This is a genomic window from Bartonella sp. AA126HLJHH (genome assembly GCF_042197425.1).
Taxonomy (GTDB): Bacteria; Pseudomonadota; Alphaproteobacteria; order Rhizobiales; family Rhizobiaceae; genus Bartonella.
The window spans coordinates 62,092-84,182 of the sequence record NZ_JBHIRU010000006.1 but is presented as its reverse complement, the minus strand read 5'-3'; the positions used below and the strand labels follow the sequence as shown (position 1 = coordinate 84,182).

Below are 22,091 nucleotides of genomic sequence, written 5' to 3'. Positions count from 1 at the left end.
ATATTTATCACGATATCTAAAAAACACCTCATACGGAAAACCTTATCTGAGGCTTACCTCACCCTCCTAAATGATGATGTGTTATGATACAATAAGATAATTAAGGACACAAAATCCCCTTTTACATTACTTAAGCTTTTTGAAATATTTTCAGTTTTGGGGCTTTCTGCTCATAAAGACCATCTCTTCTATAATCTTCCGGTATGCCAATAATTGCATTCTTCTCATAAAGTTTAAAGGTATCTTGATCTACTTTTCAATGTCCTCTCCCTTTAAATGCAACGTGATAACTTTTTATTCTATAACACAAGTAAAAATCTTAAAACGAATGACAACATAACTCTAATAAATCATCTTAAAGAGTTTCCCTAAGAAATTGTTATAATACCATTGAATTTTTCTGGAAATCATAAACAATTATGTTTAGAAAATATGAACTATAAATCCAAAAGGGGAACAATTCATGAAAAATGAAACAACTTCAGCATCACAGGATGCAAGAAAACGTGTTTTTGCTATTATAGCAAGCGCATCAGGAAATCTCGTAGAATGGTATGATTTTTACGTGTACTCATTTGCATCAATTTATTTTGCATCACAATTCTTTCCCTCCGATGGTGATACGATTACACCACTGTTAAAAACCGCGGGTGTGTTTTTTATTGGCTTTCTTATGCGCCCTATTGGAGCTTGGTTTTTAGGATTTGTCGCCGATCGTTATGGACGTAAACGCTCGATGCTTATATCCATTTTTATGATGTGTGGTGGCTCTTTTTTCATCGCCATACTTCCCACCTATGAAACCTTAGGAATAACATCAGCAATCCTTTTACTTTTAGCTCGGATGATGCAAGGACTTTCAGCGGGTGGTGAATATGGTACAGCAGCCACTTATATGAGCGAAGTTGCTCTCAAAAAACATCGTGGGCTTTTTGCTTCTTTCCAATCAGCCACCCTTATTACAGGTCAACTTCTTGCCAGCTTCATTATATTTATTCTAGCATCTTATCTCTCTGAAGATCAGTTAAAAGCATGGGGATGGCGTATTCCTTTTGTAATTGGTGGATTCGGGGCAGTGATTGCGATTTATCTGCGTCGTTCTCTCCACGAAACAACCACGAAAGAAAGCCGCTCTCACAAACACTCTGGCAGTCTTAAGGAACTTCTCACCAAGCATACAAAAGCCGTTGTCGTAATTGCATGCTTTGCATCAGGAGGATCACTCACGTTTTACACCTTTACGACTTATATGCAAAAATATCTGATCACAACCACCGGCTTTGATAAACATACCGCAACAACGATTATGACAGCTGTACTATTTATTTTCATCCTATTCCAACCCATAGCTGGTATCATAGCCGATAAAATTGGAACAAAAACTTTACTTATCATTTGGAGTATACTCTCTGTCATCTTTACATTTCCTGGACTCTGGATAATCGGTAATACGCATAGTATATGGGTTGCCTTTTCCGTCATTATTGGCTTGCTCTTCATTATGAGCATGTATACATCCATCTCTGGTGTCGTCAAATCAGCAATGTTTCCCTCTTCAATACGCGCATTAGGCGTTAGCATCTCTCATGCCATTGGCAACGCCTTATTTGGTGGTTCTGCTGAATACGTTGCGCTTGGATTAAAAAAGTACGGTCATGAATCTCTCTTTTATTTTTATATAACCGTCGTGATGATCATGGCATTCATTGCTCTTCTCTTTGTCCCGAGTATGCGTAAAGGAGGCTACCTCCAAGAGGATGAAAAACATTAACCCTTTTTATCAACGAAAAAGCCCAAGAAATTGGGCTTTTTTTATCATTATCACAAATTTAATATTGTTTAAATTTTATGAAGTGCATTAAGTTGCTTAGCAACTAGATAATAAAAAGTCATACGACTTTTTCTACGCTCTCCAGACATCATCTCAGCCACTTTTGAAACAGCCATTTTAGCACTCTTCTCATCGGCTTCTAAAACATCTTGAACCCATTTTTCAACACGTTCTAACTCTTTTGGATCCGATGTAGCAACAAGCGCTGCATCCTGCTTTTTCATCACTAAAGCTAAACGACGGCTAAGTCGTTCTACTGCTGCTTCATCGGGATTTGAATCATATAGTTTAATATCTGCTAGATTATTTGTCATTTTGCATCATCTCCTCTCCAAAAATGAGCGGACTATACTTTACAGCCGCATCATATAGCTCCATAAATAATTAGAGGATTAAAAATATTAACAACCCCCCTTTTCCTAAGACTGTTCTTCATCTATATTTAGAGGGCTGGTTCACCAGCTATGGTAATAAATGGACGGTGAAATAAACCTATTGGACCCGGGGGCGGTACCCGGCGCCTCCACCAAAATATAAGAAACCAAAATTATATTTTGGTGGGGGCGAAATAGGATCGACAAGGGTGTAAAGATCGCTCTTTTACTCGGCATTGTACCACCGTTATCGGGCTAAATGAGTAGTTGCAAATGACAACTATGCGGAAGCACGTCTCGCCGCTTAAGGTGGTGTGAATGTTTCAATTTAAGTCTTAAACCGTCGCAGGTTTAAGCGGGGTTCGGAGGCACCTGGCAACAGAAGCCTTCACTTTTTTAAATGTTGTTGATTGATCTTTCAGACATTATCAGACATTATTTACCATAGAGTTTCGTATTTATTCGATTTATTGAGGTGCATCGTAGAAAAAATCTGCTAATTTAAAATATATTCTGTCACACAATATCAATACGCCCCATTCTGCTACGTGAAATAAAAGGAATAAACTTCGATGGTTAAAGATCAAATCCGTTACGATATTCTCGTTCAGGATGCGCTTCGTGGAGTTATCCGTAAAGTTTTATCGGAAGTTGCCAAAGCAGGTCTTCCGGGAAATCATCATTTTTTTATAACTTTTTTGACAAATGCCCCAGGCGTTAAAATTTCTCCTCGGCTAAAAAATCGCTATCCCGAGCAAATGACAATCGTCTTACAACATCAATTTAGAGATCTCAGTGTTTCAGAAACAGCTTTCGAAGTAACCCTCTCTTTCAGGGAAATAACCGAAAAGCTCGTGATTCCTTTTACTTCCATTCAGGTCTTTTATGATCCTGTAGCAGCATTTGAAGCAGCATTTGATCTGCCCTCAAATCTGACCTCTGGAGAAAGTGAAAATTCAGAAAATACCTCAACTACGCCTATTACCTTATCAAACAAACAAAAAAAAGAAAATACGCTTACAAAAGAACAAAATCTCAGTACAAATAAAGAACCTTCAAATAACGATGCAAAACAAAATCAAAGTGCTGATGTTGTCTCTTTAGATTCCTTTCGGAAAAAATAATTTTTCTCATGACTGAATTGATTAATCTTCGCCAATTTCGAAAACAAAAAAAACGTACAGAAAAATCTCTTTGTGCTGAGCAAAATCGTTATCGTTTTGGACGAACAAAAACTGAAAAAAATTTTGAGCAGCAAAAATCTTTAAAAATGCAAAAATTTCTTGATCAAAATCGTTTGCGAAACGACGAATAAAGGTGGAAAAATGCACGAAAATAATTCTATCGATTGGTCAAAAGTCATTCCACGAAAGATATCTGTTCGCGTTGATGGACACGCAACAAGCGTCTCTTTAGAACCACCATTTTTAGATATTCTAAAAGATATAGCCCGCAAAAAAGGACAATCTTTAGCCTTTATTATTACCGATATTGATAGCAAAAGACCACAACAAGTAAATCTTTCGGCTTCGTTACGCGTTTATGCCCTTCAAAGCGTTCTCACCCAACGCCTTTAATGTTTGTGCTTATTTTTTTACGTTCTCTTTCTGTCTGTTCAACTGAAACTGTTGTGACTTTTTAAGAGAAGTTTTTTTAATCTAGAACTTCAATAAAAAAAAGACTACAAAAGAGAGATAATGAGTAATTTTTCTGATCATACCATACCTTTCTTTGAAGAAGATTCCCCTCCAGACCATGATAAGAAGAGCTCTGGTTTTTTCTCCCATACTCTAAAAGAACAAAAATCATATAACACAGACTATTTAGAACAACTCAATCCAGAACAGCAACAAGCTGTTATGAATACTGAGGGACCTCTTTTAGTTCTTGCAGGTGCTGGTACAGGAAAAACACGCGTTTTAACAACCCGTATTTCTCACATTTTACGCTCTGGACTTGCCTCTCCTCAGCAAATACTTGCTGTCACTTTCACCAACAAAGCAGCACGTGAAATGAAAATACGTATTGGTGAACTTATTGGAGAAGTTGTTGAAGGTATGCCTTGGCTTGGAACCTTTCATTCCACTGGAGCTAAAATTTTACGCCGTCACGCAGAGCTTGTTGATTTAAAAAGAAACTTTACAATTCTCGATAGCGATGATGTTCTTCGACTTTTAAAACAACTTATTCAAGCTGAAGGATTAGACGATAAGCGTTGGCCCGCACGAAACCTTGCCATGATGATTGATTCTTGGAAAAATCAAGGACTCTCACCAACACATATCTCAAAAAGTGATGCTCATTCCTTTGGTAATGGCATGGGACGTGAACTTTATCACAGTTATCAAAATCGATTAAAAGATCTTAATGCTTGTGATTTTGGTGACCTTCTACTTCATTCTATCTCTATCTTCCAACATAATCCAGATATCCTTCGCGAATATCATTCTCAATTTCGTTATATTCTCGTCGATGAATATCAGGATACAAATACAGCACAATATCTTTGGCTTCGCCTTTTGGCCCAACATCCTCAAGGTCAACATGTTAATCTTTGTTGTGTTGGCGATGATGATCAATCCATTTATGGATGGCGTGGTGCAAAAGTCGAAAACATATTACGTTTTGAAAAAGATTTTCCTTCTGCTAAAATTATTCGTCTAGAACGCAATTATCGCTCAACATCTCATATTCTCAAAACCGCCTCCCATCTCATTGCGCATAATGAAGAAAGACTGGGAAAAGTCCTTTTTTCTGCTCAAATAAAGAGCGAGGAAGAAAAGGTAAAAATTCATTCAGCATGGGATTCGGCAGAAGAAGCACGAGCAATTGGAGAAGAAATCGAACGCGCACAACAAACCGGTCATGCATTAAATCATATGGCTATATTGGTACGCGCATCATTTCAAATGCGTGAATTTGAAGATCGCTTTGTAACGCTTGGCCTTAATTATCGCGTTATTGGTGGTCCTCGTTTTTATGAGCGGATGGAAATACGTGATGCCATGGCTTATTTACGCGTTGTTGTCCAACCCACTGATGATTTAGCTTTTGAGCGTGTTATTAATACACCGAAACGCGGCATAGGAGATGCAACCCTGCGCATTCTTTATGAGAGTGCACGTGCACGTGCTGTTCCTCTCTTTTCTGCTGCCGCTGACATCATTGAAACAGATGAATTAAAGCCTAAGGCACGCAGTGCGTTACGAAGCCTCATTGAAAACTTCCGCCGCTGGCAAAATATGCTTCAAGACACTCCTCATAGAGAACTTGCCGAGATCGTCCTTGATGATTCTGGTTATACAACCATGTGGTTAGAAGATCGCTCACCAGAGGCTCCTACAAGACTAGAAAATCTTAAAGAAATGATTCGTTCCATGGAACAATTTGAAAATCTTCAAAGTTTTTTGGAACATGTTGCACTCGTTATGGAAACGGAAAATAATGAAAATATGGATGCAGTCAACATCATGACACTTCATTCAGCCAAAGGGCTTGAATTTGAAACAATTTTTCTTCCAGGTTGGGAAGAAGGACTCTTTCCCCACCAGCGCTCATTAGATGAAGGTGGACGTTCAGGATTAGAAGAAGAACGGCGCCTTGCTTACGTAGGTCTAACAAGAGCAAAAAAACATTTGCATATATGGTTTGTATCGAATCGAAGAATTCATGGACTTTGGCAACCTGCTCTTCCCTCCCGTTTTCTAGATGAATTACCAGCAGAACATATAGAAGTTGTAGAAATGGAAACATCCTATGGTGGTTATGGAAAATCTTCCTTTCAACATCACGATTCCTTTTATACTGACTATGCAACAGCAAGACAAAAGCGTGCACAAAAAAACAAGAATATTGAAGGGAAAGTTATCTCTCAATCAATCTCTCATGCACCATCAGATTTTTCTGTCAATGATCGGATTTTTCACATAAAATTTGGCTATGGTCATATTACAGCAATAGACGATCATAAATTGACAATAATGTTCGAAAAAGCCGGAGAAAAGCGTGTACTAGACAATTTTGTAAACAAAGCTTAATTACAAGTAAACCACGATCAGTTTTTTCAAGAAACCACTTTGTTTTATTCTGACTATCATTTCCATTTGCGAACAAAGGCTTCAATGGGCAAATTTTGCATATCAGGCAATGCGTCGTGAATTTTATTAAGTGGCCAATCCCACCAAGCCATATCTAAAAGGCATTCTATCACATGATTGGGAAAACGCATCCGCAATCGCTTAGCAGGCACCCCAACGACAATCGTATAAGGCATAACATCTTTCGTTATAACAGCGTTCGCGCCAATGATAGCGCCATGACCAATTGTCACCCCAGGCATAATAACCGCACCATGTCCAATCCACACATCATGCCCAATAATAACACGTTTTGCACAACGCCTTTCACGAAAACCACTATCTAATGCCATATAACGAAAATATTCGTTTGGACGATAGGTTATTTTATGCGTTGAAACGCGCTCCATAGGATGCTCCAACGCATTCATCCGTACATGAGATGCAATAGAACAAAAACGCCCAATATCGCTATAAATAGCCTCACTATTACGCTCTAAATAAGAAAAATCTCCAACGGTTACATCCCGTAAAATCACCCGCTCATTAATTTCCACATAGCGCCCTAATTTACAACCATGCAGCCGCGCTGTCGTATGGATACGAGGTTCACTTTCATGAAATCGAAGATCTTTCTCAATATTCATACATCTTTCACCAATGTTTTATCAATAGATATGGAAAGACATACCAATCAAGCCAATAAAATCAACCATGAAACAAACATTGCAAAACAAACCTGCCGATGTTACAATTTCTCGATCTATCTAAGAGAGTCAAACTATGAAAAATGTAATACGCATCTTGGGGCTGACAATCATATTTCTTGCAGGTGTTTTTATTTATGATACGCTGACAAATAAGCCTTTAGGTGATAACTTTACTCTCACTGATTCTAATGGAAAAAATATTACTGAGGCTGATGTTCGAAGCAAGCCTTCAATAATTTTTTTCGGCTTCACTATGTGTCCTGAAAGCTGCCCTACCACACTGATGAATCTTGATCGATGGCTTACAGCCCTTGGGCCTGAAGCTGATAAATTAGGTATATGGTTTGTGACTGTTGATCCTGAACGTGACACACCAAAAGTACTCCATGATTATCTCAGTAATTTTAACAATAAAATTGTTGGCATTAGTGGAGATCCTGATAAAGTTCATAAAATGGTCAATTCTTTCAACATCGTTGCTGAAAAAGTTCCTGAAACAGATGGAAACTATACATATAACCATACAGCAGCAATTTTTTTACTTAAAAAAGGTGGAAAATTAGCTGGCGTTATCCGTTATGACACTAAAGAAAGCGATAGCGAATTAAAAGATGAAATCGCCATTGAACGGTTAAAAAAACTCGTCTTAAACTAAAAAAACCGATCAAAAGAAAGAACAGCATGTCGCAACAAATTCGCCTCTATTATACTGCTTCTAAAAATGAAGCAGAACGGTTCTATACCCTTATAGAAACAGCCTTTGACGAAGAAGGTTATCCTCTTGCTCTTACAGAGATAGATGAACAAAATGCTGTATATGAGCTTTCTCTATATGTCGATCAAGACAATCAAGAGAACGCATTAAAACATTTTGCAAGCGTTCTCTCTATAGATTTTGATAAAATTAATATGGAAGTTTTACCCAACATTGATTGGGTACAAAAAAGCCTAGAAGGACTAAAACCTGTGCAAGCTGGTCCTTTTTTCCTTCATGGAAGTCACAACCGAAACGCCATTCCAGCAAATGTTCTCCCTATTGAAATTGAAGCTAATCAAGCTTTTGGCACCGGACATCATGGAACAACAGCCGGTTGTTTAGAAATGATTGCCAAAGTCATGAAACACGAAAATCCAAAAAATGCCCTTGATCTTGGTACTGGGAGCGGTGTACTAGCCATTGGTATAGCAATGCTCAAACCAATTACTGTGCTTGCATCCGATATTGACCCAATTGCTGTTCAAGTTGCACAACACAATATCGAATTCAATGGTGTCAAGGAATATATTACAGCTATTACAGCAACAGATTTTGCCCATGATGCAATTGCATCACGAACCCCTTTTGATCTCATCGTTGCCAATATCCTTGCTAATCCGCTTATTGAACTTGCGCAAGAAGTGGTAAAGGCACTTCAAAAAGGGGGATCACTTATACTCTCTGGAATTCTTGAAGAACAACATGCCCATGTTTTGGAGACTTATATAAAACAAGGAATGAAGCATATCGAAACATACCACCGGCAAGGATGGGTTACGATACATCTGAAATAAAATAAAAGAAAAGGACGTCGTTATGTATCAATCTTTTGAGGCGACAACAAATCCTGCTTATGCAGCAGAACGCATTTCTTGCCTTCGTAAAGAACTCGATCACCTTGGACTCGATGGTTTTCTTGTTCCGCGGTGTGATGAGCATCAAGGAGAGTACGTCCCTCCTCATGCTCAACGCCTTAGCTGGTTAACCGGCTTTACTGGATCAGCTGGGATTGCACTGATTTTAAAAAACAAAGCCATCATATTTACAGATGGGCGATATAAGCTCCAAGTTCGCCAACAAACTGATCCTGATATTTTTAATTATGAAGATCTCATAACTTGTCCTCCCTCACAATGGCTTGAAAAAAATGGTCAAAAACTTTCTATTGGCTTTGATCCATGGCTTCACACGATTGCTGCCACCAATGCATTGAGAAATGCATTAGAAATGAAAGCAGGTGGAAAACTTGTAGAAGTTCAACATAATCCCATTGATTTGCTCTGGCATAATCAACCAAAATTACCACAATCTGCCTTATCAATTCACCCTCTCAAATATGCTGGGTGCGATACAGATGAAAAACTCGCTTTGATTTACAAAGATATACAGCAAACTCATGCAAATGCTTTTATTTTTACAGACCCCTCTTCCATTGCATGGACATTCAATATACGGGGCAATGATGTTTCCAACACGCCTTTTTCCCTTTGTTTTGCTCTCATTCCACTTAACGAAACACCAGCTTTATTCATTGACAGCAAAAAACTTGGTGTAGAACAGAAACAATATCTAGAACGTTATGCAAAATTATATGAACCAGAACAGCTTATTCCCAAGATCAAAGAGTATGTTCAAAAAGGGACAGTGTTTGCCTTAGATCCACAGCTAACATGCGAAAAATTACGAACTGTTATTGAAGAAACAAATAGCTTTTTTATCACACTTACCGATCCTGCTGCTCTACCACGTGCCATTAAAAATGACACAGAACTCAATGGCGCACGCAAAGCGCATCTACGCGATGGTGTTGCCCTAACCCGTTTTTTTTCTTGGTTAGATAAACAAATACTAGGGTCAATAAGTGAAATTTCTGCTGCTCAAAAATTAGAAGAATTTCGCATAAATACAGCAAAAGAAATGGGAGAAAAACTTAAAGATCTTTCTTTTGATACAATTTCAGCAGCAGGAGAAAATGGTGCCATTATTCATTATCGTGTAACAACGCAAACAAATAAACAACTCAAAGCCGGTGAACTTTACCTCGTTGATTCAGGTGGACAATATCGTGATGGCACGACTGATGTCACACGCACCGTAGCAATTGGGAATATTGGAGAAGAAGAAAAACGCTGTTTTACGCTTGTCCTCAAAGGCATGATTGCTCTTTCAACTATCAGATTTCCAAAAGGCACACGAGGGCAAGACCTTGATGCTCTTGCACGCATTGCATTGTGGAAAGCTGGTTTTGATTATGCCCATGGCACCGGTCATGGTGTTGGATCTTATCTTTCTGTCCATGAAGGACCGCAAAATATTTCTCGCAAAGGGTGCCAAGAACTCATCTCCGGTATGATTCTTTCAAACGAGCCAGGCTATTACCGCGAAGGCGCTTTTGGTATCCGTCTTGAAAATTTGATGATTGTGAAACCAGCACAAAAAATTGATGGTGGAGATATAGAAATGCTCTCGTTCGAAACACTCACACATTGCCCCATTGATCGACGGTTAATCCTTCCAGAGCTTTTGACACAAGAAGAACGACAATGGCTCAATGATTACCATGCGCGCGTTTATCAGATGAATGCACCTTACTTAAATGAAGAAGATAAAAAATGGGCAAAAGAAGCAACAATGCCCCTTTAAATGAAGCAACCTATAACTTTTACTCTTTCTACAAAACACAGGATTTTCTCTTTTTAAGGGAAAAATATGTATCTGCGTCAGGAAATATGAAAAATATTTCTACAAGATACTTCAAGTTTTTTGCTGGTATGGTAAACGCTAACCTAGGTGAAGCAAGATGAGATACACCTATACGTGGTAATACTTATCTTGGCGATCTCCATCTAGACATTATTATATCCCTATTTCCTTTATATGGAAACTTTCGTTATATTTTGTAATTTTCCGCGTTATATTTCTATTACGTCATTATAATTGGTTTATTACGGCATTTTGGATTAAATTATACATATTTATTTACAATTTTTACCTTGCTTCACAATGATAATTTATAAATTTTACTAATAATAACCTTGTATATTCTTCATCATAATAGTTTAAGTTTAATATTTAAGCTCAACGTTAATTATTTTAAATAACGTAATAAATATTAAAATATATGGCGCTCTGTTTTTGCAAAAAACAGCCACTATTATCCCTCTTTTTGATTTCATCCCCCAAAAAATGTAAGAGAGATAATCATACAAACAGCATACGATCTTCTAGAAAACATCCTCTAAACATTATGTTTCTCAATCAGCTGTAGCCAAGCCTCTTCATCGATAACCTCAACACCTAATTCCTCAGCTTTAGCCAATTTGGAGCCCGCTCCAGGTCCTGCAACAAGAAGATCTGTTTTTTTAGAAAGTGAACCAGATGTTTTAGCCCCCAATCGCTCTGCCAATGCTTTTGCTTCATCACGTGACATATGCGCCAAAGTTCCTGTAAAAACAATGATCTTCTCCGCTATTGGTGAAGAATCTGCTATGATAGGCTCCTCATCAAGAGGAGTTACTTCTTCAAGCAAAACAGATAAAATCTCACGGTTATGCTCTTCTTGATAAAAATCAACAATTGCGCTCCCTACCTGTGGTCCAATTCCTTCGATATTGGTAAGCTCTATCCAAGCCTCATTTCCTTCTTCATTTTCCTTATCACATGGCATAAATGCTTCCATAGCCGCAGTCTCAAAAGCTGTATAATTTTTATAAGCACGTGCAAGGCGGCGTGCATTCACTTCGCCAACATGACCAATCCCCAATGCAAACAAAAAACGGCTCAAAGGAATTTCTCGGCGCGCATTAATGGCATCATACAATTTCCGCACTGAAACAGTACCAAAACCTTCCATATTTTCCAAACGTATCAAAGACTTTTCTTGGCGCCGTTGTAAAGTAAAAATATCGGCTGGTGTATGAATACAAAGCGTCTCATCTTGAACATGGAAAAAAAACTCTACCTGTTTTTTACCCAAGCCTTCAATATCAAAAGCATTGCGTGAAACAAAATGACGAATACGTTCAATTGCTTGTGCAGGACAAATAAGCCCTCCTGTACAGCGACGCACGGCTTCTCCCACTTCACGAACAGCATGACTCCCACAAGCTGGGCACAAATGAGGAAAAATAAAAACAGCAGCATCTTTCGGGCGTTTTTCAATGATAACATCAATAACTTGAGGGATCACATCACCAGCACGTTGTACAATCACGCTATCACCTACACGGATATCACGTCCTTCACGAATGGGCTCTCCTTTATGACCAATTCCCTTAATATAATCCTCATTATGCAAACTAGCATTGGTCACCACCACTCCACCAACAGTAATAGGCGTAAGACGTGCAACAGGTGTCAAAGCTCCCGTGCGACCAACTTGAATGTCAATATCTTCCAAAAGCGCTATCGCTTTTTCTGCTGGAAATTTATGGGCGATAGCCCAACGCGGCGAACGAGAAACAAACCCCAAACGCTTTTGGAGCATCAAATCATTAACCTTATAAACAATGCCATCAATATCATAGCTTAAAGAATGACGGCATTCTTCGATATCGTGATAATACGAAATAATTTCTTTTACTGTCTTAAAGACTTTTGTTAATGGATTGATAACAAAGCCATATTCTTTTAGCTTTTTCATCATCTCCATTTGACTTTCTGCCAATATTTCACTCACCTCACCACAAGCATAAGCAAAAAATTGAAGTTTTCTGCTAGCGGTTATCCGTGAATCAAGCTGACGGAGTGAACCAGCCGCCGCATTTCGAGGATTGGCAAAGGTTAACTTGCCCTTCTCTTGTTGGTTGATATTCAGTGCTTGGAAATCTTCCCGCCCCATATAAACTTCACCACGCACCTCAATGATATCAGGAAAATCACCTTGCAAAACTTGTGGGATATCAGCAATTGTTCGGGCATTTGCCGTCACATTTTCACCGACAGTTCCATCCCCACGCGTTGCCGCACGCACAAGCCGCCCCTTTTGGTAGCGCAAAGACAAAGATAAACCATCAATTTTGGGCTCTGCTGTTATTTCCAACACTTGTGTTTCTGGAAGACGTAAAAAACGACGAATACGCTCAATAAATTCAGTAACATCTTCAGAGCTAAACGCATTATCAAGTGAAAGCATAGGCTGTGCATGAACAGATTTTTCAAACTTTTCAGAAATTGGTGCTCCAATTTTATGTGAAGGAGAATCAATACGTATAAGCTCTGGAAAAAGAGCTTCAATTTCTGCATTACGACGACGTAAAGCATCATATTCTGCATCAGAAATTTCAGGCTGATCATCACGATTATAAAGCACATCATGACGTGCAATCTCTTTTGCCAACCACTTTAATTCACGTTCTGCTTCAACAGCTGTGAGATTTTTATATGCATCTTTGTTCATAAAATCTATTCCACATTACAAGCGCTGCCACAAGGGCCTCCCACGCCTCCTCATCAAGTGAATCTCAATAAATATAAGCTTTCTAGTATTTTTATCGCTGACTAATTACCTTTATGCTAGAAGCTTTTGAGCCGCTGCACGCGCTTCTTCAGTAATCTGTTCTCCAGCCAACATACGGGCAATTTCTTCTGCACGCTCATGTTCTTTCATTTTATGAATCGCAGTAACAAAGCGTCCTTTATCATGACTCTCAATTTTTGAAATAAGAAAATGACCATGCGCTTTCGATGCAACCTGTGGAGCATGCGTAATAGCAAAAACTTGGACATGTTCTGATAAGCGTTGCAACCGATGCCCAATAGCCGCTGCAACAGCCCCCCCAACGCCTGTATCAATTTCATCAAAAATCAGCGTCGGTGCTGATCCTCGATCAGATAAAACAACTTTTAATGCCAGCAAAAAACGAGATAATTCACCGCCAGAAGCCACACTAAGCATCGGCCCAGCACGTGTTCCAGGATTTGTTCGCACCCAATATTCAATACGATCACATCCCTCTGCACTCCGCTTTTCCATATCACTTTGCATTTCAACAATAAATTCAGCCCTCTCTAATTTCAATGCCGGCAACTCAGCCATAACACTTTCAGATAAATGCTTTGCTGTCTCCCGACGCTTTATTGTTAAGGCTTGCGCCAATGTATCATAATTTTTCTTTGCCTGCTCTGCCTCATCTTCAAAACATGTCAATATAGTCTGAGCCTCTTCAAAATCAGCGAGTTCTGCGTCCATTTTATCGCGTAACTGAATCAATTCATCCGCAGAAACTTGATATTTACGAGCAAAACCCCGAAGAGAAAAAAGACGCTCTTCTATCCGTTCCAATTCATCAGGTTCAAAATCTAATGCTCGTATTGCCGTCTCAATACCTTCTTGTGCTGTTGCAAGTGCATGCAATGCCTCATCAATAGATTTCACCACTGGTGCAATAAGTTCTTGCGCCTCAGGAATTTTCCGCTCCAAACGCCTCACCAAATTAGAAAGCACTGGGATTGGTGATTTTTGACCCGTTAAAAGATCATCCGCTTCTTTAATATCTGTCGCTATTTTTTCTAATTTAAGCATATCAGCACGACGAAGAGAAAGAGCTTCCTCTTCACCAACTTTAAAATCAAGCTTTTCAAGCTCTTCTACACACGCACGAAGATAATCAACCTCCCGTACAGCACTCTCTACTTTAAGACGCTGCCGTTGCAAACGCTCCTCAAATTCACGCCATGTGTGATAACACTGACGCAAATTTTCCACTTCATCTTCAAGACCACCAAAGGCATCTAATAATTGGCGATGTGTAGCAACATCAACAAGCGCACGATCATCATGTTGTCCATGGATTTCAACCAGCAAACGGCCAACACTTCGCATCAATGCAACACTAGACACCTGATCATTGATAAAGACACGGCTACGTCCATCACTTGATTGTACCCGCCGTAAAATAATATCACCCTCGTCATCAAGACCATTCTCACGAATAAGTTGACGTGCAGGATGTGAAACAGACACATCAAAAACAGCCGTAACCTGCCCGCGGTCAGCACCATGACGCACAAGCGAAGCATCACCCCGCCCCCCTAAAGCAAGTGATAAAGCATCAAGGAGAATAGACTTCCCCGCACCCGTTTCTCCAGTTAAAACCGTCAACCCCGCTGTAAAATGAATATCGAGCGTTTCGATCAAAACAATATTATGAATCGAAAGCTGTACCAACATAGAGAATCAACGTACCCTCTTCTTGTCACCACCTAAAGCATTTGAGATCCAAGAAGATTTATGCTCATGTGGTGATATTTTATTCTTCTGCAAGAGATTATAAGAAAATTTATACCACTCACTTTTGGGATAATTACGTCCTAAAATAGCTGCTGCTGTTTGCGCTTCCGCCGTTAAGCCAAGAGCTAAATTAACTTCCGTTAAGCGGAAAAGTGCTTCTTCAATTTGATTTGTATCGGAATACTCTTCAACCACGGTACGAAACCGTCTACTTGCCGCAAGGTAGCGCCGCCCCTCTTCATAATAACGGCCGATCTGCATTTCTTTACCAGCCAGCTGTTCGCGCCCAAAACGGATTTTATCCTTAGCATCCTTGACATATTCAGAATTTGGATAGCGCTCTATAAGAAGCTGCATAGCAGCAATAGCGCGTTTCGTATCACGTTGATCACGCGTAACATCGGGAATCCGACGGAAAGAAGAAAGACCAATAATATAGTACGCATAAGCCGAGTCAGTTGACCCTGGATAAAGCGTAATATAGCGTTGAGCCATACTAATTGAATCATCATACTTTCCGAGTCGATAATTAGTAAAAGCACCCATGACCAAAGATTTACGCCCCCAGTCTGTATAAGCGTACTGTTTTTCAATCTTCAAAAACTTCTTCGATGCATCCCCAAGCCGCCCACTTTCAAGGCTAGCAAGCGCCTGATTATAGAGAACATCTGGTGGCTCTATTTTCAAAACATAAGCAGATGGATCAAGGGTATTTTTCTCTTTAAAGAGACATCCCGCTAACATACAGGTGCTTCCTAAAAGTACCCCCCCCAATATCTTGCGTACAATGTTAGATTTTCTATATGTCATATTTCCAATGCACACATGAGATTTTTTCATAGTTTTTCCGGCCTCCAGAGAATATCACCTTGTAGCAAAAACAATTTATCAAAGGTTTTATACCATATCACTTTAAAATCCACATAACCAATTTAACAGTTTAGGTCAATCATCCCCTTAAAAATCAAATAAACGATAAAAAAATCTTGCCAATTTTTTTACTTTTTCTCTAAAAAGCTTTTTTCATAATATGATTCGTCTGCCAAAACAGCCTTCACCAATTGCGCATTAATTCTATGCCCACTACAATAAGAACGAAATAATCCAATAAAAGGTGCCCCAAGCAAAGCAGTATCACCAATCGCATCAAGCATCTTGTGCCGAACACATTCATTCTCCCAATAAGGACCATCGGGATTTAAAATTTTATCATTAAGGTCGATAACAAGAGAATTTTCCAAAGAAGCGCCTCTCGCCTTTCCAGAAAGCCTTAATTCTTCCACGTCTTTGATAAAACCAAAAGTGCGCGCACGTGACAAATCATCCCTAAACCCTCGTGTGGTAAGATCAAAACTGAAATGTTGCTTACCAATAGCAGAAGAAGGAAAAGAGATCGTTATATCAAAACGACGTCCATCGAATGGCAAAAACTCTGCAACACCATGAGCTCCTTCAACCCGCACCGGCTTTTTTATAATGAAATAAGAACGCAACGCATTTTGCTGTACAATACCAACATCTTCAAAAGCTTGGCAATATAGCCACGCTGAACCATCCAAAATAGGAATCTCATTATGTGACACTTCAATAACAAGATTATCCAAATTATAAGCAGCAATTGCCGCCATCAAATGTTCAATTGTTTCAACCCTTACATCTCCATCTCCAAGTACTGTTGATAATTCAGTTTTTCCTGTTTGCGATGCATGGGCTTGAAATATTTTCTCTGTTCCGTCTAATCCACAACGCTTAAAAACAATACCACACCCAACATCCGCTGGACAAACCTTTACCACTGACAAACAGCCACTATGAACGCCAATCCCCTTAAATGTTACTGCTTTTTTAAGAGTAGACTGATATTTTGGTACTAAATTCATCATATCATTTTATTAAATTGCTTGTACATCTTTTAACAAAATTTATAAAACTATAAAAAATATTCATAGTAAATAATAAAAAAAACCGCTTATTGTAAGCGGTCTTTTTAAAACAAAGTATTTTATCCAAAAAACAGTAATATATTTTACTGTATAATTTTTAACTGAGCATTAAAGAAATAATAAAATTTCTTACTTTACCTCATTTTTCATCAATTAATTTGCCTGACGACGTAAAAATGCTGGTATTTCCAACTGATCTTCTTCACTTATAAAAGTACGCTGATCTTGTGGTACCTGAGGATGCAGCTCACCAGAACGACGTGGAACATAAACAGAAGCATCTTGAGAAAGCGTCTGAGAATTTTTATTGTAAACATGAGAATCTTTCTGCTGAGACGATCTAACAGCAGGCTCCAGCCTCGCTTCTGGCTCAGCTTCTTCACGATGTGTCAAGCTCTGTTTCAAACGCTGCCAAAGATTACGAGGACCTTGATCAGTCACAAATGTTCTTTGACTTTGTCCATGAGCAACAGGTGGAAAATCCTTTAACTCAGGCATACGCATTGGAGCGCGCGCTTGCATTTGTTGCATTTGTTTTGGTTGCACTGGCTTTTCTTTTTGCTTCACAAGCCCTGTCATCTCATCAAGAACATGCGCTGTTGCCTCCATACTCACAGGAGCCGTCATCGCCTGTTGAGAACCACGGCTTACTTGCATACGAGGCACATTTGATCTCTGTTCCTGAACAGCATTTGAACCATACGCAACAGCATTCGTGGCACTTCGTGTCGTCATTGCTTCTGCAGGTTGTGCAAAAATTTGACTTTTGGGACGGAACTGTTCTCCGGTTGATTTACCCTTCTCTATTTCAAGTGATTCGATCACTTCTACCATTGACTCAGAACGCAGAGGCGATGATTGAACATGAAAAGAACTATGTGACGTTCCAGGATCGCTCTTGCGTATTGAAGAAGCAGGCCTTTGAATCTGAGGATGAGAGGACTGAACCACATCACTAACTTCACGATCAATACCGGTGGCAACCACAGAAACACGAATAACACCTTCCAATGACTCATCATCAATAGCGCCAAAGATCACATTCGCATCAGCATCTACTTCTTCACGAATACGATTAGCAGCTTCATCAACCTCAAAGAGAGTCATATCACGACCACCCGTAATAGAAATCAATAAACCACGCGCCCCACGCATAGAGGTATCATCCAACAATGGATTTGCAATAGCAGCTTCAGCCGCAGCCAAAGCACGCCCATCACCAGATGCCTCACCCGTTCCCATCATGGCTCGACCCATTTCGTGCATAACAGAACGAACATCAGCAAAATCAAGGTTAATCAAACCCTCTTTAATCATCAAATCCGTAATGGAAGCAACACCAGAATAAAGCACTTGGTCAGCCATAGCAAAAGCATCAGCAAACGTTGTCTTATCATTTGCAATACGGAAAAGATTTTGATTGGGAATAACAATCAATGTATCGACAGACTTTTGTAATTCTTCAATACCAGCCTCTGCCGTTTTCATACGACGTGCGCCTTCAAACTGAAACGGCTTTGTCACAACACCAACAGTCAAAATACCTTTTTCACGCGCTGCGCGAGCAACAACGGGAGCAGCCCCTGTTCCAGTTCCTCCCCCCATACCAGCAGTAATGAAAACCATATGAGAGTCTGCAAGATGATCAATAATTTCATCAATACATTCCTCCGCCGCCGCTTGTCCAACTTCAGGCAAAGCCCCAGCACCCAAACCTTCTGTCACAGCTGCCCCAAGTTGGATAACACGTTCAGCCTTTGACATAGCCAAAGCCTGTGCATCCGTATTTGCAACAACAAAGTCAACTCCCTGAAGACCAGCATTTATCATATTATTCACGGCATTCCCGCCACCACCTCCAACACCAAAAACGGTAATGCGTGGCTTCAATTCCGCGATATCTGGCCGATGCAGATTAATCGTCATTTTCTTTTCCTTCTCATAAGACACCGCAAGCCAAAGCGATGAAATTTATCCAACTAGACTTAACTAAAAACTCTCACGCAACCACTGACCAACACGCTGAAAATATCCACGCGTGCCCATCGATAAATGATTTCCTGCCGCCTGCATTGTTTTTTCTTCAAAACCCACCAATTGCGGATAAATTAACAACCCAACAGCAGATGTAAACGCCGCCCCTTTTGCAAGAGAAGGAAGCCTCGAAATACCTAAAGGCCGCCCGATACGAACATTTCTTCCTAATATAGTACGTGCCATTTCTGGCAATCCTGTTAACTGGCTTGCTCCCCCAGTCAAAATAACACGTTTACCAATGATGTGACCAAAACCAGAACGATTTAAACAATCACGGACCATTTCTAAAATTTCTTCAACACGCGCACGAATGATACGCCCAAGAACCGCGCGAGGATATTGAGTTTCACGCTGTTCACTCCCAATTTCTGCTACATTAATCATTTGCCGCTCATCAGCACTTGTTAAAAGTGCTGAACCATAAACAACTTTTAAACGTTCCGCCTCTGTTAAAGACATAGAAAATCCGCGCGCAACATCAAGAGTGACATGATGCCCCCCAACAGCAAGAGCATCTGCATGAATAAATTTCCCCTCAAAAAACACTGAAAATGTTGTTGTTCCACCACCAAAATCAATACATGCAGCCCCTAAACGCGCCTCATCATTCATCAAGACAGCAAGACCACTTGCAAAGGGAGTAGCAACCATTGCTTCAACACTCAAATGTGCACGATTAATACAAGTTTCCAAATTACGCAAAGAGGCTGTTTCTGCTGTTACCACATGCACGTCGACACCAAATGTTTCCCCTGCCATGCCAATAGGATCAAAAATTCCTTTATCTCCATCCAATACATAAGAAACTGGAACTGAGTGCATAACATGACGTTCAGCATCAAAGGCTTTACGCGAAACATCTGAAAAGGCCATACGCATATCACGCTTAGTGACTTCACGACCATTCAAATGAACCTTTCCATTAATCAAAGCACTTTGTAATCGACTTGAGGAAAAATTCACAATCACTGAATCCACCACCAAACCCGCCATTTTTTCTGCCGCATCAACAGCCAATCTTATTGATTGTTCTGCTGCAAACATATCCATGACAACACCGGATTTAATACCACGTGAACGCTGCACTCCAAAGCCTAGAATTTCCGTAGAATGTGTACGACCATGTAAATAGTGTGCATGCTTCAAAGGACGCAAACAAGCAATAAGACAAACAATCTTACTTGAACCGACATCAAGTACCGTTAAAAAACGTGTTTTACGCCCCTTCAAATGATGTGATCTGAGTAGCATCATAGGCTTCCTGCCTTTCGCGCTTTTAAAATACGTTCTTCTTCTGCTACAGTAGTATGATAACGCTCCAACGTTTCATCTGATAAAGAAACAGTAATTCGATCAGCAAGACGTAAATCAACACTGAGAATATCGCGAGATAAAAGATCTTGCATTGTACCGGACGAAAAAAGAGAAGAAAGCCTTTCAAGAGCACCATTTTCAGGCAACATAACGCGCATTCCATTATTCAAAACAAGATCCCAACGTCGATCACCTACCCGCACAAAAGCACGAATACGATCATATACTTCCGGATAGACTGACAGCGCTTGAATAAACACTTTAGCAGCATTTTGTGCACCCTGCCCAACCACAAGAGGTAAATCCCGAACAATTTCTCCTTTAAAAGGCACAATGACACGACCTGTATTATCAACAATATCCATTATGCCATCATGTTGCCAAATGGCATAGGGTTCACGCTCCACGATGGAAATGCGCATTCTATTGGGATAAATTTTCTGAACATTAGCCGATTGCACCCAAGCCTGTTTTTCCAACAGAGAACGCGCTCTTTCAACATCAAAAGTGAATATAGAAGGCGCAACATCAAGTTTTAAAATTTTAAAAATATCCTGCTTTGCCAAGCGCTTATTACCGCTTATATCGACATGAGTGACCACAAAACTACTATCCAATATGATCGTATTTACGACCACAGCCATCTGACCACTTGATGAAAGTCCATAAAAAGCCGTAACAAAGAAAAACCACACAACAGCAAAAGAGCCGAAATGGCGTGGAATATGAATATTGACAAAAACAAACTCAAACATAAACCGAAGAAAACGACGATAAAGACGTGGCAAAGCCGGCACTGAAAGCACCTCCATCGGAACATTTGTTTTATTAACATTCAACGCATACATGATGCGTCCTCCACCATCCATTGAACAATATCGCCGTAAGTACGGCCGCTCGCTTTTGCAATATCAGGAAGAAGAGACGTCGAGGTCATACCTGGTTGCGTATTAATTTCAAGCCAAACCAATTCTCCCGTTTTTTCATCAAAACGAAAATCAGAACGGCTAACACCTCGACACCCTATCGCCTGATGGGCTGCTAAAGACATTCTTTGCACACTTTGGTAAATATTTAGTGAAAGTTGTGCAGGACAAATGTGAAGAGAACCACCCGTTTTATATTTTGAGTCATAATCGTAGAATGGAAAGTGTTTATCGGGAAGAATTTCACACACATCCAGCACTTCGTTCCCCAAAACAGCACAAGTCAATTCACGACCAGGAATATATTTTTCAATCATCACCTCATCGGCATACCCCCACTCAGCTCCCCCAATATTATGCGGCGGTGCAGCTTCATTTCCTTGAACAATGACAACACCAAAACTTGATCCTTCACACACAGGTTTAATTACATAAGGAGGCTCCATGGGATGCGTTCGGCCCAAAGCAAAGCGGCTCATGATACGAGAAGGAGCAACACAAACCCCAACATTTGCAACGATAATTTTTGCACGTCCCTTATCCATTGCCAAAGCAGATGCCATCACGCCAGAATGAGTATAAGGAATTTTTAAATATTCAAGAATCCCCTGAATCCGACCATCTTCACCAAATGGACCATGCAATGCATTGAAGGCAATATCGGGCTGCAACTGTTCAAGAACAGAAGCAATATGAGCATCAACATCCACGCGGCTCACGCGATACCCCTGCACCTCTAAAACATCAGCACACGCCGCCCCTGAAGATAAACTTATAGACCGTTCAGAAGAAAAACCTCCCATTAACACAGCTATATGTTTATCTTTCATAATAAATCACCCTCTTTCGCATACTATATGTAGTCTATATAGAACACATCAGCACTACATAC

18 protein-coding genes and 1 other RNA gene are annotated in these 22,091 nt (G+C 39.9%); 9 read left to right on the top strand and 10 right to left on the bottom strand.

What is annotated here, in order from left to right; all coding sequences use genetic code 11:
• The first annotated feature begins 463 nt into the window (after positions 1–463).
• Positions 464–1,771 carry an MFS transporter gene (locus ACFIQC_RS04660; protein ID WP_273790760.1) on the top strand — a complete coding sequence of 436 codons (1,308 nt, stop codon included), beginning with the start codon at positions 464–466 and terminating at the stop codon, positions 1,769–1,771.
• Positions 1,772–1,839: 68 nt separating this feature from the next.
• Here ACFIQC_RS04660 and ACFIQC_RS04655 read toward each other — a convergent pair whose 3' ends face one another.
• Positions 1,840–2,145 carry a DUF2853 family protein gene (locus tag ACFIQC_RS04655; RefSeq protein WP_375618238.1) on the bottom strand — a complete coding sequence of 102 codons (306 nt, stop codon included), beginning with the start codon at positions 2,143–2,145 and terminating at the stop codon, positions 1,840–1,842.
• A gap of 96 nt (positions 2,146–2,241) precedes the next feature.
• Between ACFIQC_RS04655 and ssrA the strand changes: the two genes are divergently transcribed.
• The 5 genes from ssrA to ACFIQC_RS04630 all read left to right on the top strand — a co-directional run bounded on the left by ssrA (position 2,242) and on the right by ACFIQC_RS04630 (position 6,242).
• Positions 2,242–2,598, top strand: a transfer-messenger RNA (tmRNA) gene (gene ssrA, locus ACFIQC_RS04650).
• 179 nt (positions 2,599–2,777) lie between these two features.
• Positions 2,778–3,329: an SspB family protein gene (locus ACFIQC_RS04645; protein WP_375612012.1), complete on the top strand. Its 552-nt coding sequence runs from the start codon at positions 2,778–2,780 to the stop codon at positions 3,327–3,329.
• Positions 3,330–3,337: 8 nt separating this feature from the next.
• The gene (locus ACFIQC_RS04640; RefSeq protein ID WP_375612011.1) at positions 3,338–3,520 is read left to right on the top strand and encodes a DUF4169 family protein; all 183 of its coding nucleotides are present in this window, start codon (positions 3,338–3,340) and stop codon (positions 3,518–3,520) included.
• 10 nt (positions 3,521–3,530) lie between these two features.
• A complete protein-coding gene (locus tag ACFIQC_RS04635) occupies positions 3,531–3,782 on the top strand; it encodes a ribbon-helix-helix domain-containing protein (RefSeq protein WP_273788067.1) in 252 nt (83 codons plus the stop codon).
• Between the two features lie 120 nt (positions 3,783–3,902).
• Entirely contained in the window at positions 3,903–6,242 is a 2,340-nt protein-coding gene (locus tag ACFIQC_RS04630) for an ATP-dependent helicase (RefSeq protein ID WP_375706796.1), read from the top strand.
• 56 nt (positions 6,243–6,298) lie between these two features.
• Here ACFIQC_RS04630 and ACFIQC_RS04625 read toward each other — a convergent pair whose 3' ends face one another.
• Entirely contained in the window at positions 6,299–6,928 is a 630-nt protein-coding gene (locus tag ACFIQC_RS04625; protein WP_375668342.1) for a DapH/DapD/GlmU-related protein, read from the bottom strand.
• Between the two features lie 136 nt (positions 6,929–7,064).
• Between ACFIQC_RS04625 and ACFIQC_RS04620 the strand changes: the two genes are divergently transcribed.
• Genes ACFIQC_RS04620 through ACFIQC_RS04610 form a run of 3 tightly spaced genes read left to right on the top strand, consistent with a single transcriptional unit; the run spans position 7,065 to position 10,391 of the window.
• Positions 7,065–7,646 carry an SCO family protein gene (locus ACFIQC_RS04620; RefSeq protein ID WP_375621357.1) on the top strand — a complete coding sequence of 194 codons (582 nt, stop codon included), beginning with the start codon at positions 7,065–7,067 and terminating at the stop codon, positions 7,644–7,646.
• A 26-nt stretch (positions 7,647–7,672) separates the two neighbouring features.
• Positions 7,673–8,542 carry a 50S ribosomal protein L11 methyltransferase gene (locus ACFIQC_RS04615; protein WP_375621358.1) on the top strand — a complete coding sequence of 290 codons (870 nt, stop codon included), beginning with the start codon at positions 7,673–7,675 and terminating at the stop codon, positions 8,540–8,542.
• Between the two features lie 22 nt (positions 8,543–8,564).
• Positions 8,565–10,391 (top strand): aminopeptidase P family protein, encoded by a 1,827-nt coding sequence (locus ACFIQC_RS04610; RefSeq protein WP_375646526.1) that lies wholly within the window; start codon positions 8,565–8,567, stop codon positions 10,389–10,391.
• Positions 10,392–10,986: 595 nt separating this feature from the next.
• Here the strand turns inward: ACFIQC_RS04610 and ligA are convergent.
• The 8 genes from ligA to ACFIQC_RS04570 all read right to left on the bottom strand — a co-directional run bounded on the left by ligA (position 10,987) and on the right by ACFIQC_RS04570 (position 22,029).
• A complete protein-coding gene (ligA, locus tag ACFIQC_RS04605) occupies positions 10,987–13,146 on the bottom strand; it encodes an NAD-dependent DNA ligase LigA (RefSeq protein ID WP_375706795.1) in 2,160 nt (719 codons plus the stop codon).
• Between the two features lie 111 nt (positions 13,147–13,257).
• Positions 13,258–14,919, bottom strand: a complete 1,662-nt coding sequence (gene recN, locus ACFIQC_RS04600; RefSeq protein WP_375629951.1) for a DNA repair protein RecN — start codon at positions 14,917–14,919, stop codon at positions 13,258–13,260.
• Between the two features lie 6 nt (positions 14,920–14,925).
• The gene (locus tag ACFIQC_RS04595; protein WP_375613374.1) at positions 14,926–15,819 is read right to left on the bottom strand and encodes an outer membrane protein assembly factor BamD; all 894 of its coding nucleotides are present in this window, start codon (positions 15,817–15,819) and stop codon (positions 14,926–14,928) included.
• A gap of 158 nt (positions 15,820–15,977) precedes the next feature.
• Positions 15,978–16,862 (bottom strand): UDP-3-O-acyl-N-acetylglucosamine deacetylase, encoded by an 885-nt coding sequence (gene lpxC / locus ACFIQC_RS04590; RefSeq protein ID WP_375613373.1) that lies wholly within the window; start codon positions 16,860–16,862, stop codon positions 15,978–15,980.
• A gap of 213 nt (positions 16,863–17,075) precedes the next feature.
• Positions 17,076–18,848, bottom strand: coding sequence for a cell division protein FtsZ (gene ftsZ, locus ACFIQC_RS04585; RefSeq protein WP_375621364.1), 1,773 nt, complete (start codon positions 18,846–18,848; stop codon positions 17,076–17,078).
• A gap of 63 nt (positions 18,849–18,911) precedes the next feature.
• Positions 18,912–20,213: a cell division protein FtsA gene (gene ftsA / locus ACFIQC_RS04580; protein ID WP_375613372.1), complete on the bottom strand. Its 1,302-nt coding sequence runs from the start codon at positions 20,211–20,213 to the stop codon at positions 18,912–18,914.
• Entirely contained in the window at positions 20,210–21,121 is a 912-nt protein-coding gene (locus ACFIQC_RS04575; protein WP_375613371.1) for a cell division protein FtsQ/DivIB, read from the bottom strand. Before ACFIQC_RS04575 ends, ftsA begins: the two co-directional genes overlap by 4 nt.
• On the bottom strand, positions 21,109–22,029 hold the full coding sequence (locus tag ACFIQC_RS04570) for a D-alanine--D-alanine ligase (protein WP_375611998.1): 921 nt from the start codon (positions 22,027–22,029) through the stop codon (positions 21,109–21,111). Before ACFIQC_RS04570 ends, ACFIQC_RS04575 begins: the two co-directional genes overlap by 13 nt.
• Between the last annotated feature and the right edge of the window lie 62 nt (positions 22,030–22,091).